This is a genomic window from Lysobacter sp. SCRH-1R (assembly GCF_057747855.1).
In genome coordinates this window covers 2668740-2682388 of the sequence record NZ_CM173227.1, presented here as the reverse complement: position 1 = coordinate 2682388, position 13649 = coordinate 2668740, and the positions used below count along the sequence as shown (strand labels likewise).

The window sequence follows — 13649 nt, the reverse complement described above, 5'->3', positions numbered from 1 at the left end:
TCCGGATGGGGTTGAGCACGCGGACGAATTGCCGCGTTATCCTGCCCCGTCCGCCCAGGGGTTTCTTCCGCAGTGTCCACTCGTCCCAGGCCCAAGGCCGTGAGAATCGTCGACGCCCGCAGCGGGCGGGACGCGCTCGCGGACACGCTGCAGGAAGCCCTGCCGGCCGGGTCGGAAGTCGCCGTGCTGTGGCGCGACGGCTACGGCGGTGTGGCCGGATCGGCTTCGCCCGGCGCGAGCTCGTCGCTGGCCCACCGCGCCGAGTCGCTGCTCACCCGCGATCCGCTGACCCAGCATTCCCAGCGCATCGAGGCGAGCTGGACCACCTCCGAAGGCGTGCGCGTCGGCCTCGCCGCGCAGCTGCCGGCGGCGCTGTCGTCGGAAACGCGCGAGATGTGGCTGGCGCTGGCGCGCATCGTCATCGGCGCGCACCTGGTGGCGCTGCGCACGCTGGCGCGCGCGGAGTCGCTGGAGAAATCCGAACGGCTGCAGCAGGCGCTGTTCGAGATCGCGGATCTTGCCGGCTCGGACCTCGAACTGGCCGACATGCTGCGCCGGATCCACACCGTCGTCGCCGGCCTGATGTACGCGGCGAACCTGTACATCGTGCTGTACGACGACGTGCGCGATTCGATGCGCTTCCTGTACTTCGCCGACCAGCGCGACACCTACGTGGCCGAGCCCGAGCGCGACATCCCCGTGGAGGAGATGCCGAATTCGGTGACCGTCGCGCTGCTGCGCCATGGCGAGCCGCTGCAGGGGCCGTCGGCCGCGATCCGCGAACGCCTCGGCGTCGCGCGCGACATCCGCCACGGTCCGGACAGCGAGGACTGGCTCGGCGTGCCGATGCGTCGCGACGACCGCATCTGCGGTGCGATCGTGGTGCAGAGCTACGACCGCCCCGATGTCTATGGCGAAGAGGAACGCGCGCTGCTCGCCTTCGTCGCGCAGCACATCCTGACCGCGCTCGACCGCTTCCATGCGCGCGAGGAACTCGAACGCCGCGTCGAGGAGCGCACGCAGGCGCTGCAGCTGAGCAACCGCGACCTGCAGGCGGAGATCATCGAGCGCCAGCGCGCCGAACGCCTGCAACGCGCGCTGTTCCGCATCGCCGAGCTGTCGATCACCTCCGAGACGCTGGAACGCTTCTACACGCAGGTGCACGACGTCGTCAGCGACCTGCTGTACGCGCGCAACTTCTACATCGCACTGCTCACCGACGACGGCGAGCGGCTGGAATTCCCGTACTCGATCGACGAACGCGATGCCGTACGCGAAACGCGCAAGCTCACCTCGGGCCTGACCGAGTACGTGATCGCACGCGGCCGGCCGCTGCTGGCCGACCGCAAGCGCATCGCCGCGCTGGAAACGCAGGGCGTGCTGCGCAGCCGTGGTTCGCTGGCGCATTGCTGGCTGGGCGTGCCGCTGTTCCGCAACGAGGCGGTGGTCGGCGTGATCACCGTGCAGAGCTATTCCCCCGCGATCAACTTCAGCGTGCGCGACCAGGAACTGCTGACGTTCGTCGCGCACCACATCTCCATTGGCCTGGCGCGCAAGCAGTCGCAGGATCGCCTGGTCGCCGCGCATGCGGAACTCGAACAGCGCGTGGAATCGCGCACGCGCGAACTGGCGCAGGCGAATGCGGAACTGCTTTCGCAGATCGGCGAGCGTTTGCGCGTGGAGCAGCAGCTCACGCATCAGGCCACGCACGACGCGCTCACCGGGTTGCCCAACCGCAGCCAACTGCTCGATCGCCTGTCGCACGCCATCGCGCGTGCGCAGGGTGATTCGCAGCGCACTTTCGCGGTGCTGTTCCTCGACCTTGACCGCTTCAAGCTGGTCAACGATTCCGTCGGTCATTCCGCAGGCGACGAACTGCTGATCGAAACCGGCCGGCGCATCGTCGATGCGGTGCGCACCGACGATACCGTCGCGCGCCTGGGCGGCGACGAGTACGCGATCCTCATCGAGGACATCGACGGCCCGCAGGTCGCCGAGGAACTCGCGCAGCGCGTGCTGCGCGCGCTGGGCGAACCGTGCTGGATCGCCGGTCGCGAAGTCTTCCCGTCGGCGAGCCTGGGCATCGCGCTGTGGCATCCGCGCTATCGCACCGGCGCCGAACTGCTGCGCGATGCGGACGCGGCCATGTATCGCGCCAAGTCGGCCGGCCGCGATCGCTGCGCCGTGTTCGACGAGGCGATGCGCGAGGAGGCCGTGCGCATCCTCGACCTCGAAGCCGACCTGCGCCGCGCGATCAACGGCGATGGCTTCGTCGCGTTCTACCAGCCGATCGTGCGTCTGGACGACCAGCGCGTGATCGGCCACGAAGCGCTGCTGCGCTGGCGCCACGAACGCCGTGGCCTGCTCACGCCGAGTGAATTCATCGGCGTGGGCGAGGACAGCGGCCTGATCGAGGAGGTCGACTGGATCCTGTACCGGCAGGTGATGGACGAACTCGCGCGCGGCGGCGAGGGCTACATCTCGGTGAACGTGTCGCCGCGGCACTTCCGCTCGTCGGACTTCGCCGACCGGCTGCTGCGGATGATCGACCAGGCCGGCGCGGACCCGCATCGCCTGCGCATCGAGATCACCGAGGTCGCGCTGCTCGACGACGTGCCGCGCGCGCTGCGCATGCTGCGCACGCTGCGCAGCCACGGCGTGCTGGCGCAGCTGGACGACTTCGGCACCGGCTTCTCGGCGCTGTCGTACCTGCACCGCTTCCCGATCGAATGCCTGAAGATCGACCAGAGTTTCGTCTCCGGCCTGGTCGGCGACACACAGCCGGAAAGCGTAGCGGTCGTTCGCGCGATCCAGGCGCTGGCCGGCACGCTGGGCATCCACACCATCGGCGAGGGCGTGGAAAACGAAGCCCAGCGCGCGACCTTGCGCGAACTGGGCTGCACGTACGGGCAGGGCTATCTGTTCGGCTATCCGGCCGAACGCCTGCGCGTGGCGCCGCTGAAGGTTGCCGTCACCAGCTGATCCGGCGCCGCAGCGCCGCGGTCACTCCACCGGATCGCGGATCACCAGCAGCCGCTGTTCGGTCATGTCCTCCATCGCGTAACGCACGCCCTCGCGCCCGAGGCCCGAGTGCTTCACGCCGCCGTAGGGCATGTTGTCGACACGGAAGCTCGGCACGTCGCCGACGATCACGCCGCCGACGTCCAGCCGGTCCCACGCGCGCATCGCGTGTTCCAGCCGGCCGGTGAACACGCCGGCCTGCAGGCCGAAATCGCTGTCGTTGACCTGGTCGAGCACCCGTTCGAAGTCCTCGAAGGGTTCGATCAATGCGACCGGCGCGAAGGCTTCCTTGCGGTACAGGTCGCTGTCGTGCGGCACGTTTTCCAGCAGCGCCGCCGGCACCATGTTGCCGTTGCGTTCGCCGCCGGCCAGCCGTTTCGCGCCGCCCTTGCGCGCGGCGGCGATCCACGACTCGATGCGTTGCGCGGCCTTCTCGTCGATCATCGGACCGATGAAGGTGGACTCTTCGCGCGGATCGCCCATGCGCAGCTTCGCCACCGCGGCCTTGAGCTTCTTGCGCAGCTTGTCGTACACCGCCGCGTGCGCGTGGATGCGCTGCACGCTGATGCAGCTCTGGCCGCTCTGGTAGTACGCGCCGAAGACGAGGCGCTCGACGACGTGATCCAGCGATGCGCCCGGCTCGTCATCGACGATGCATGCCGCGTTGCCGCCGAGTTCCAGCGTCACCTTCTTGCGACCGGCGCGCGCCTTCAGGTCCCAGCCGACAAGGCCGCCGGTGAAACTCAACAGCGCGACGCGCTCGTCCTCGACCAGCTGCGCGGCGTCGTCGTTGCTGCAGGCGAGGATGGAGAACGCGCCTTTCGGCAGGTCGGTCTCGGCCAGGATCTCGCCGATGATCAGCGCGCCGATCGGGGTTTTCTCCGAAGGTTTCAGCACGAACGGGCAGCCGGCGGCGATCGCCGGCGCAACCTTGTGCGCGACCAGGTTCAGCGGGAAATTGAACGGTGTGATGAACCCGCACAGGCCGATCGGCACGCGCTTCGTCATCCCGCGATAACCGCGGGTGCGTGGCGAGATCTGCAGCTCGATCACCTCGCCACCGATGCGCGTGGCTTCACCGGCGGCGATGCGGAAGGTGTCGATCAGTCGCGTGACTTCGCCGCGCGCGTCGCGGATGGGCTTGCCGGCTTCGATGCACAGCGCGAGCGCGAGTTCCTCGAAGCGCTCGGTGAAGCGCCGCACGCAATGTTCGAGCACGTCGCGGCGCGCGTCCGGCGGGAATGCCGCCATCGACTCGCGCGCCTGGTAACCGGCGACGATCGCCTTGCGCACGGCCGCGGCGTCCGCCAGCGCCACGCGCGTCGCGCGCTTGCCGCTGTATTTTTCGAGCACGTCGAGGTCGGTGTTGGCCGCGACCGGCGCGTTGGCGAGGTAGTAGGGATAGCTCGACTTCAATCCCTTGCCGGCGCGCGTCTTCTTCTTGTCCTTGGGCATGATGGACTCCCCGGAAAAGCCGGCAGTGTAGGCGAGCGGCCGTTAGTGCGCGGTGGTCTGCGCGGGAGACGCGGACATGTTCGCGACGGCGTCGAGCCCGGCGACCGGCGGGCGGTAATGGCCGATGATCGCGTGGCCGAACAGGATGTCGTCCTCGCGCGTGCCCCAGCCGATGTTGTGCAGGATCAACGGCACGCCTTCGCGCGAGGTGAGGTCGGACACGATGCCGATGTGCAGCAACCCGCTGCCCTGCAGGCGCCAGGCGACGATGTCCTGCGGCTGGTAATCCGCGGCGTTTCCGGACGGCGGCAGCTCCCAGCCCTGTCGCGCGAACCAGCGCATCAGGTTCGGCACGCGACGATGGTCGATGTTGCGGTCCGGCGCGCGTGCGCCCCACATGCGCGGATAGGCGGCGAAATTCCGGCGCATGTCCTCGTGCACGGCACGTTGCAGGTCGAGCCCTTGCCGGCGCAGGGCGCGGACCACCACGTCGGTGCACACGCCGCGATCGACCGGCACGTCGCCGTTGGGGTAAGCGATCGCGGTGTATTCCGGGTCGTAACGCACGGTCACTCCGATCTGTTCGCGCGCGGCGGCGACGAGTGGCGGCGACGGTGGCCTCGTGGGCGGCTCGGCGCGCTGTGTCGCGGTTGGCGCGGGCGCCGGGGCCACCGGAGTACGTTCACAGGCGATCAGGCAGAAGGACAGCGATACCAGCAGGAGCGGACGGGCCGGTCTGGATGGACGCATGCGATGCCCGTAGGCGGTGGCGTTGCGGCGATTCTATGCGCGATCCGGCGCGCGATCCCGGCCACTCAGTCGCGCGTGTCCTTCGCTTCCACCCGGACGGCCAGTTCGCCATCGGACAGGCGCGCGGACAGCCGATCGCCCGGCGCCGCATCCAGCACGCTGCGGACGATCCGGCCGTCGTCGTGGCGCAGGATCGAATACCCGCGCGCGACCGTCGCCAGCGGGCTCACCGCTTCGAGCGAGCGCGCGAGTCCGCGCAGGTGCAGTGCTTCCTTCGACAGCCGGCGCACGATGGCCGACTGCGGCCGTTGCGCCATCGCGGCCAGGCGTTCGCGCAGGCGGTTGATGCGACGCTGCGGATGCGCGGCGCGCAGCACCGCGTCGGCGTGGCGAAGGTGGGCGCGTTCGCGTTCGATGCGGCGTTTCCATGCGGCGTCGAGGCGACGCAGCGCATCGGCCTGCCGCCGGCACAACATGTCCAGCCGGGCGCGGGGACGCAACGCGTTGAGGCGCAGCGCCGCGCGGTCGGCGCGCTGCATCGCCTGGCGCAACCGCTGCAGTTGCAGGTTGCGCAGGCGCGCGTCGAGCACGCGCAGCCGGTGCAGCAGGTCCTCGCGATTGGGCACCAGCAGTTCGGCGGCGACCGACGGCGTCGGCGCGCGCACGTCGGCGGCGAAATCGCTGAGGCTGAAGTCGGTTTCGTGGCCGACGGCGGAGACGATAGGCACGGGCGAGGCGGCGATCGTGCGCGCCAGCCGTTCATCGTTGAACGCCCACAGGTCTTCCAGCGAACCGCCGCCGCGCGCGAGCACGATCACGTCATAGCGCTGCGCGGCGATCGCCTTGAGCAGCATCGTGGTGATCTGCGCCGCCGCGCCTTCGCCCTGCACGGGCACCGGCAGCACGTCGGCCTGCACCAGCGGGAAACGGCGCGACAACACGCTCAGCACGTCGCGCACGGCAGCGCCGCTGGGCGAGGTGATCACGCCGATGCGCCGCGCGAAGCGCGGCAGCGGGCGCTTGCGTTCGGCGTCGAACAGGCCCTCGGCGGCGAGCTTCGCCTTGAGTTCCTCGAACGCGCGGCGTAGCGCACCTTCGCCGGCTTCCTCCAGGTGGTCGAACACCATCTGGTACTCGCCGCGCGCTTCGTACAGCGTGAGCCGGCCCCGGCCGAGCACGCGCAGCCCTTCGCGCGGAGTGAAGCGCAGCCAGCTGCTCTTGGGCCGGAACATCGCACAGCGCACCTGCGCGCGCGCGTCCTTGATCGTGAAGTACAGATGGCCCGACGAGGGGCGCGAGACGTTGCCCAGCTCGCCCTCGACCCAGATCGAGGGAAAGGCGCCTTCCAGCAGGTCGCGCGCCAGCGTGTTCAGCTGGCTGGGCGTGAGCACCGTGTCGGGGCGGCTGGCGTCGGCGAAGGAGGGCATGGCGGGGCCGTTCGATGGCCGGCCACGGTACCTCAGGAGGGGGCGTCGGTCACGTGATCGTTCGCACGCCCGGCCGCGTGAAGACGCGCGGTCGCCACGGCCGCGTGGCCTACAATAGGCGCATGAATTCGCACGCCCAGGCGCCCTGCGCCCATCCCGGTTTCGGACCCCTGCCACGCCGCCTGACGACGGCGGTGCGCATCGGCGGCGTCGACGTCGGCGGCGGCCATCCGGTCGTCGTGCAGTCGATGACCAACACCGACACGGCCGACGTCGCCTCCACCACGAAGCAGGTCGCCGAACTGTGGCGCGCCGGCTCGGAACTGGTCCGCGTCACCGTCAACACGTTTGAAGCCGCCGCCGCCGTGCCGCGCATCGTCGACAAGCTGGCGATGATGGGCGTCAACGTGCCGATCATCGGCGACTTCCACTACAACGGGCATCAGCTGCTCACCGCCGAGCCGGCCTGTGCCGAAGCGCTGGCGAAGTACCGCATCAACCCGGGCAACGTCGGCTTCGGCAAGAAGAAGGACAGCCAGTTCGCGACGCTGATCGAACTGGCGATCCGTTACGGCAAGCCGGTGCGCATCGGCGCGAACTGGGGCTCGCTCGACCAGGCGCTGGCCGCGCAGCTGATGGACGAGAACCACACGCTCGCCGAGCCGCGCGAGGCCGGCGAAGTGCTGCGCGAGGCGCTGATCCGTTCGGCGCTGGATTCGGCGGCGCGCGCGGAGGAACTCGGCCTGCCGGCGGACCGCATCGTGCTCAGCGCGAAGGTCAGCGGCGTGCAGGAACTCATCGCGGTGTATCGCGAACTCGCGCGCCGTGGCAACTACGCGCTCCACCTGGGCCTGACCGAGGCCGGCATCGGCAGCAAGGGCATCGTCGCCTCCAGCGCGGCGTTGGGCGTGCTGCTGCAGGAGGGCATCGGCGACACGATCCGCATCTCGCTCACGCCGGAGCCGGGGCAGTCGCGCACGAACGAAGTCGTCGTCGCGCAGGAACTGCTGCAGACCATGGGCCTGCGCGCGTTCACGCCGATGGTCACCGCGTGCCCGGGCTGCGGTCGCACCACCAGCACGTTCTTCCAGGAACTGGCCAAGACCGTGCAGGAACACGTGCGCGCGAAGATGCCGGAATGGAAGGTGACGCATCCGGGCGCGGAGAACCTGACGCTCGCGGTGATGGGCTGCGTCGTGAACGGCCCGGGCGAATCGCGCCACGCGAACATCGGCATCTCGCTGCCGGGCACGGGCGAGGCGCCGTCCGCGCCGGTGTTCGAGGACGGCGAGAAGACCGTGACCCTGCGCGGCGAGAACATCGCGCACGAGTTCGTGGCGCTGATCGACCATTACGTCGAGCGCAAGTTCGGGGCCGGCGCGGCACGTGGCGGCTGAGGCGGGCGGCGGCGCGCTGGCGAGCGTCCTGCGTTTCGGCGCGGGCCTGCTGCGCCGGCACGGCCTGCGTCTGGCGGTGGTGTTCGTCGGGTTGCTGCTGCCGCTGTGGGTGTTCGGCGAACTCGCCGACGAGATCCACGAGCAGGAAGCCATCGCCTTCGACGAGCCGATCCTGCGTTTCGCCCACGCGGTGGCGCGCGAGGGCTTCGATACGTTCTTCGTGTTCATCTCGAAGGTCGGCTACGCCTGGGGCGTGGTGCCGTTCGACGTCGCGTTCGTGCTCGTGCTGGCGCTGCTGCGCCGTTATCGCGAGGCGGTGTTCGCGGCGATCGCGCTGGGTGGCTCGGCGCTGCTCAACATCGGTGCGAAGCTGTTCTTCGCGCGCGATCGCCCGGCGCTGTGGGATTCGGTCGCGCCGGAAACCACCTACAGCTTCCCCAGCGGCCACGCGATGGGCTCGATGACGCTCGCATGCGTGCTGGTGCTGCTGGCCTGGCACACGCGCTGGCGCTGGCCGGTCGCACTGTCGATGGCGGCGTTCGTGGTCCTCGTCGGCCTGTCGCGCGTGTACCTGGGCGTGCATTACCCGTCCGACATCCTCGCCGGCTGGGCCGTGGCGATGGCGTGGGTCGCGGCGGTGTTCCTTTCGGTGTATCGCGTGCACGGCCGGCCCTGGGCGCGGCCGGTCATCGATCCCGCGGCCGACTGACGCGGGCGCTCATTCGCCGGGCTTGGCGGCTTCCGTGGGTGCGGTCGTTGCGTGCCGGCGCAGGAGCACGGCTTCACGGTGCGCGATGTAGGCGACCGACGAAAGGATGATGCCGGCGCCGATCCAGGTCCACAGGTCCACCGTTTCGTCGAACCAGAGCCAGCCCACCAGCGCCACCAGCGGCAGCTGGATGAAGCTGATCGGCGTCAGCGCGGAGACCTCGCCGAGCTTGAGCGCGTGCGTCCACAGCACCTGGCCGCCCGTGCCGAACAGGCCGGCGGCGATCACCCACAGCCAGGTGATGCCCTGCGGCCATTCCCACACGAACAGCGCCGGCACCAGCGAGATCGGCACCCAGAACAGGTACGTGTAGAGCACGATCGTGTTGGCGGCATCCACGCGCGAGAGCTGCTTGATCTGGATCGCCACCACCGCGCTCAGCACCGCGGCGAGCAGCGCGATCAGCGTGCCGCCGGTGAACTCGTGCGAGAACGGCCGCACGATCACCAGCACGCCGATGAAGCCGGCCGCGACCGCGGCCCAGCGCCGGCCGCGCACGTGTTCGCCCAGCAGCAGCGCCGCGAGGATCGTCACGAACACCGGCGAGGAATACGACAGCGAAATCGCCTGCGCGAGCGGCAGATGGCCGATCGCCCAGAAGCCGCACAGCATCGAGAAGATGCCGATCACGCATCGCACGAAATAGCGCGGCAGCTGCCGCGTGCGGAGCGAGGCCGGGTCGACGCGCATCACCAGCGGCAGCACGGTGAGCAGGCCGAACAGGTTGCGGAAAAATGCGATCTCCAGCGTGTTCAGCGACTGCGAGGCCAGGCGGATGGCGATGGCCATCACGCCGAAGCAGAGCGTGCTGGCGAGCATGAAGCCCGCGGCGCGAAGCGGATGGGGCAGGGCTTCGCTCACCGTGGAGGCTCCTTACCAGCTCGCGCCGACGATGCGCGGTTCGGGTTCGATGGATACCGAAAAGCGCGTGTGCACCGAGTCGGCGATGCGTCGCGCCAATGTGAGCAGGTCCTGTCCGGTCGCGCGGCCGTGGTTCACCAGCACCAGCGCGTGCGTGGGCGCGACGCCGGCGTCGCCGTCGCGGTGGCCCTTCCAGCCACAGGCGTCGATGAACCATGCGGCCGAGAGCTTGCGCGTGTCCGGACCGTTGCCCCGGAACACGGGCATGCCCGGATGTTCCGCCGCCAACGCTTCGGCTTGCGCGTGCATGACGATGGGATTCTTGAAGAAACTGCCCGCATTGCCGAGCACGGCCGGGTCCGGCAGCTTGCGCCGGCGGATCGCGATGACCGCCTGCGCGACGTCGCGCGGCGTGGGCGAGGCGATGCCCATGGCGACGAGCTCGTCGCCGATGCCGGCGTAGTCGAGTTTGAGCGCCGGCGTGCGCGGCAGCGCGAATTCCACGGCGGTGACGATGTAGCGATCGGGCTCGTGCTTGAACACGCTGTCGCGATACGCGAACGCACACTGCGTCGCGTCGAAGCGGTGCACGCGACCGGTGGCGGGCTCGAAACTTTCCACCGCATGGATGAACTCGCGCACCTCGATGCCGTACGCGCCGATGTTCTGGATCGGCGCGGCGCCGACGGTGCCGGGTATCAGCGCGAGGTTCTCCAGCCCGGCGAAGCCTTCGTCCAGCATGCGCAGGACGAAGCCGTGCCAGGTCACTCCGGCATCGGCGCGCACGATCGCGATGTCGCCTTCGTCGCGGACAACGCGAACGTCCTGCCCGGTGAGCGCGAGCAGCGGGACGGCCGGATCGCCGGCGAACAGCAGGTTGCTGCCGCCGCCGAGCACGAGCGGCGTGTGCGTGTCGAATTCGGGCCGTGCGAGCAGGTCGGGCAGGGCGCGGGCGTCGGCGACTTCGGCCAGGAGGGGCGCGGTCGCCGCGACGCCGAACGTGTTGCGCGAGTGCAGCGGCGCGTCGCGCAGTACGCGGATGGCGTCGGTCATCGGGATTCGCACTCGTCGTTCACGCGGCTGCGAGTCGCCTTCGTGTTGCGGAAGCGGGCGGTTGGACGGGACATCGGTCGTACTGTCAGGGAACCTTGCGGCCCCGCAACCGGGGGAACGGCGATCGAAGGCCTCATACGATCGGCGGCATGTTGCCGCGGCTCGGCGCTTCCTTGCGGCGACGCATGGCTTCGACGCATTCCTTGATCAGCGCGGGGCCGCGATAGACCAGGCCGGTGTAGCACTGCACCAGCGTCGCGCCCGCGGCCATCTTCGCCGCGGCGTCGGGACCGGAGAGGATGCCGCCGACGCCGATCATCGGGATCGATTCGGGCAGGCGCGTGCGCATCATGCGCAGCACCGCGGTCGCCTGGCCGAGCAGCGGCCGGCCGGAGAGCCCGCCGGTTTCCTGCGCCAGGGGCGAGCCTTCGATGCCCACGCGCGAAACGGTGGTGTTCGTCGCGATGACGCCGTCCACGTGCAGATCGCCAAGTACGCGGGCGGCGGCCTCGACGTCGTTGTCGGTGAGGTCCGGCGCGATCTTCACCAGCATCGGCACGCGCCGGCCGTGCACGCCGGCCAGCCGTTCCTGCGCGTCGCGCAACGTGCCGACGAGACGGCGCAGCGCCTGCTCTTCCTGCAGTTCACGCAGACCGGCCGTGTTGGGCGAGGAGATGTTCACCGTCACGTAGTCGGCGAGCGGGTACACGCGCTCCAGGCAGAACAGGTAGTCGTTCTCGGCCGACTCGTTCGGCGTGTCCTTGTGCTTGCCGATGTTGATGCCGAGCAGGCCGTGCCGGCGCTTCGCGCGTTCGACATTGCGCACCAGCGCATCCACGCCGCCGTTGTTGAAGCCCAGGCGGTTGATGACCGCTTCGTGCTCCGGAAGCCGGAACATGCGCGGCTTCGGATTGCCTTCCTGCGCGCGTGGCGTGACCGTGCCGATCTCGATGAACCCGAAGCCGAGCGCGAGCAGCGCGTCGATGTGCGCGCCGTTCTTGTCCAGCCCCGCCGCGAGGCCGACCGGATTCGGGAACGTCAGCCCGAACGCGCGCGTCGGCAGCGGAGCCGGCCGGCGCGAGAGCAGCGCGCCCGCGCCGGTGCGGTAGGCCACTTCCAGCGCGTTGAGCGCCGCGCCGTGCGCGGCTTCGGCGTCCAGGCCGAACAGGAAGGGGCGGGCGAGTCCGTACATGTCTTTTCGGAATTCGGGATTCGGATTTGAGATTTGGGGATTCGAGAGGGTCGGACGTGGTGGATCAGCGGTCGCAAGGACGGGCTTGCCGCGATTCGTCGGCGGCTGGCGCCGCCGCCTTTGCGCATCCCGAATCCCGAATCACGAATCCCGGCGTCACAGATCGAACTTGATGCCCTGCGCCAGCGGCAGCGCGTCGGAGTAGTTGATGGTGTTGGTCTGGCGGCGCATGTAGGCCTTCCAGGCGTCGGAGCCGGACTCCCGGCCGCCGCCGGTTTCCTTCTCACCGCCGAACGCGCCGCCGATCTCCGCACCCGAGGTGCCGATGTTGACGTTGGCGATGCCGCAGTCCGAACCGGACGCCGACAGGAACGCCTCGGCCGCCTTCAGGTTCTGCGTGAAGATCGCCGACGACAGGCCCTGCGGCACGTCGTTCTGCATGTGGATGGCGTCGCCGAGGTCGCTGTACTTCATGACGTACAGGATCGGGGCGAAGGTCTCGTGCTGGACGATGTCGACGTCGTTCGACAGGCCGGTCACGATGGTCGGCAGCACGAAGTTGCCGGCGCGATCGATCGCCGCACCGCCGGTCTCGACCTTGCCGCCGGCAGCCTTGGCCCGTTCGACCGCTTCGAGGTACGCCTGCACCGCGTCGCGGCTGTTGAGCGGGCCCATCAGGTTGGCCGGATCGGTCGGATCGCCGATCTTCTTCTCCACCTGCTTGTAGGCGGTGACGAGCTTGGCCAGCACGTCGTCGTAGATGGATTCGTGCACGAACAGGCGGCGCGTGGTGGTGCAGCGCTGGCCGGCGGTGCCGACGGCGCCGAACACGATGGCGGGAATCGCCAGCTTCAGGTCCGCCGACGGGTCGACGATGATCGCGTTGTTGCCGCCCAGTTCCAGCAGCGAACGGCCCATGCGGCGCGCGACGCGCTCGCCGACGATGCGGCCGACCCGGGTCGAACCGGTGAAGCTGATCAGCGGGACGCGCTTGTCGTCGACGAAGGTCGAGGCGAGTTCGGTGCCGGCGTCGTTGAACAGGAAGAAGATGTCGGGGAAGCCGCCGGCCTTCAGCGCTTCGTTGCAGATCTTCATCGAGGCGATGGCCGACAGCGGAGTCTTCGGCGACGGCTTCCAGATCGTGATGTCGCCGCAGATCGCAGCGATGAACGAGTTCCACGCCCACACCGCGACCGGGAAGTTGAACGCCGAGATCACGCCGACCAGGCCGATCGGATGCCACTGCTCGTACATGCGATGGCCGGGGCGCTCGGAGTGCATGGTCAGGCCGTACAGCTGGCGCGACAGGCCGACCGCGAAGTCGCCGATGTCGATCATTTCCTGCACTTCGCCGTCGCCTTCGGGCTTGGACTTGCCCATCTCCAGCGCGACCAGCGAACCCAGCGCGTCCTTGTGCCTGCGCAGCGCGTCGGCACACAGGCGGATCGCCTCGCCGCGGCGCGGGGCCGGCGTGGTGCGCCACACCTTGTAGGCGGCCTGGGCGCGCTCGACGATGGTGTCGTAGTCGGCCTGCGACGACGCGTGGACCTTCGCCAGCACCTCACCGTTGGTCGGGTTGACGGACTCCAGCACGCCGGCGTCGCGGGTGGCGGACCACTCGCCGTTGCCGAGGTAGGTGCCGGATTCGGCGTCGTTCAGGCCGAGGGCGGTGAGGACGGGGTGGGTCATGGCGGCTCCCTTTACTGCGAGAAACGAGTGGAGAG

10 protein-coding genes are annotated in these 13649 nt (G+C 69.3%); 3 read left to right on the top strand and 7 right to left on the bottom strand.

Going from position 1 to position 13649, the window contains the following annotated elements; translation table 11 throughout:
- Window positions 1-99 precede the first annotated feature (99 nt).
- Window positions 100-2982, top strand: coding sequence for a sensor domain-containing phosphodiesterase (locus AC3ANK_RS12140; RefSeq protein ID WP_484171307.1), 2883 nt, complete (start codon window positions 100-102; stop codon window positions 2980-2982).
- 21 nt (window positions 2983-3003) lie between these two features.
- On the opposite strand, the gene AC3ANK_RS12135 is transcribed toward AC3ANK_RS12140, so the two are convergent.
- From AC3ANK_RS12135 to xseA, 3 genes are all read right to left on the bottom strand, one after another.
- A complete protein-coding gene (locus AC3ANK_RS12135) occupies window positions 3004-4476 on the bottom strand; it encodes an aldehyde dehydrogenase family protein (RefSeq protein ID WP_484171306.1) in 1473 nt (490 codons plus the stop codon).
- Window positions 4477-4518: 42 nt separating this feature from the next.
- Window positions 4519-5226 carry a DUF1287 domain-containing protein gene (locus AC3ANK_RS12130; protein ID WP_484171305.1) on the bottom strand — a complete coding sequence of 236 codons (708 nt, stop codon included), beginning with the start codon at window positions 5224-5226 and terminating at the stop codon, window positions 4519-4521.
- 65 nt (window positions 5227-5291) lie between these two features.
- Window positions 5292-6653 carry an exodeoxyribonuclease VII large subunit gene (gene xseA / locus AC3ANK_RS12125; protein WP_484171304.1) on the bottom strand — a complete coding sequence of 454 codons (1362 nt, stop codon included), beginning with the start codon at window positions 6651-6653 and terminating at the stop codon, window positions 5292-5294.
- Between the two features lie 122 nt (window positions 6654-6775).
- Here xseA and ispG point away from each other — a divergent pair, with 122 nt between their 5' ends.
- Together ispG and AC3ANK_RS12115 are read left to right on the top strand one after the other, a co-directional pair.
- On the top strand, window positions 6776-8050 hold the full coding sequence (gene ispG / locus AC3ANK_RS12120; RefSeq protein WP_484171303.1) for a flavodoxin-dependent (E)-4-hydroxy-3-methylbut-2-enyl-diphosphate synthase: 1275 nt from the start codon (window positions 6776-6778) through the stop codon (window positions 8048-8050).
- Between the two features lie 16 nt (window positions 8051-8066).
- Window positions 8067-8759 carry a phosphatase PAP2 family protein gene (locus tag AC3ANK_RS12115; protein WP_484172875.1) on the top strand — a complete coding sequence of 231 codons (693 nt, stop codon included), beginning with the start codon at window positions 8067-8069 and terminating at the stop codon, window positions 8757-8759.
- A gap of 9 nt (window positions 8760-8768) precedes the next feature.
- Here the strand turns inward: AC3ANK_RS12115 and AC3ANK_RS12110 are convergent, their stop codons facing one another.
- From AC3ANK_RS12110 to amaB, 4 genes are all read right to left on the bottom strand, one after another.
- Window positions 8769-9638 (bottom strand): DMT family transporter, encoded by an 870-nt coding sequence (locus AC3ANK_RS12110; RefSeq protein ID WP_206861614.1) that lies wholly within the window; start codon window positions 9636-9638, stop codon window positions 8769-8771.
- 54 nt (window positions 9639-9692) lie between these two features.
- Entirely contained in the window at window positions 9693-10733 is a 1041-nt protein-coding gene (gene murB, locus AC3ANK_RS12105) for a UDP-N-acetylmuramate dehydrogenase (RefSeq protein WP_484171302.1), read from the bottom strand.
- Window positions 10734-10866: 133 nt separating this feature from the next.
- On the bottom strand, window positions 10867-11925 hold the full coding sequence (locus tag AC3ANK_RS12100) for a quinone-dependent dihydroorotate dehydrogenase (protein WP_484171301.1): 1059 nt from the start codon (window positions 11923-11925) through the stop codon (window positions 10867-10869).
- 156 nt (window positions 11926-12081) lie between these two features.
- Complete coding sequence (amaB, locus tag AC3ANK_RS12095) at window positions 12082-13614, bottom strand: L-piperidine-6-carboxylate dehydrogenase (RefSeq protein ID WP_206861042.1); 1533 nt, start codon at window positions 13612-13614, stop codon at window positions 12082-12084.
- Window positions 13615-13649 lie beyond the last annotated feature (35 nt).

What these genes read in the sequence shown, in the direction of transcription:
- AC3ANK_RS12135 (WP_484171306.1), bottom strand. Translation starts at nt 4,476, where the DNA reads ATGCCCAAGGACAAGAAGAAGACGCGCGCCGGCAAGGGATTGAAGTCG.
- AC3ANK_RS12130 (WP_484171305.1), bottom strand. Translation starts at nt 5,226, where the DNA reads ATGCGTCCATCCAGACCGGCCCGTCCGCTCCTGCTGGTATCGCTGTCC.
- xseA (WP_484171304.1), bottom strand. Translation starts at nt 6,653, where the DNA reads ATGCCCTCCTTCGCCGACGCCAGCCGCCCCGACACGGTGCTCACGCCC.
- ispG (WP_484171303.1), top strand. Translation starts at nt 6,776, where the DNA reads ATGAATTCGCACGCCCAGGCGCCCTGCGCCCATCCCGGTTTCGGACCC.
- AC3ANK_RS12110 (WP_206861614.1), bottom strand. Translation starts at nt 9,638, where the DNA reads ATGCTCGCCAGCACGCTCTGCTTCGGCGTGATGGCCATCGCCATCCGC.
- murB (WP_484171302.1), bottom strand. Translation starts at nt 10,733, where the DNA reads ATGACCGACGCCATCCGCGTACTGCGCGACGCGCCGCTGCACTCGCGC.
- AC3ANK_RS12100 (WP_484171301.1), bottom strand. Translation starts at nt 11,925, where the DNA reads ATGTACGGACTCGCCCGCCCCTTCCTGTTCGGCCTGGACGCCGAAGCC.
- amaB (WP_206861042.1), bottom strand. Translation starts at nt 13,614, where the DNA reads ATGACCCACCCCGTCCTCACCGCCCTCGGCCTGAACGACGCCGAATCC.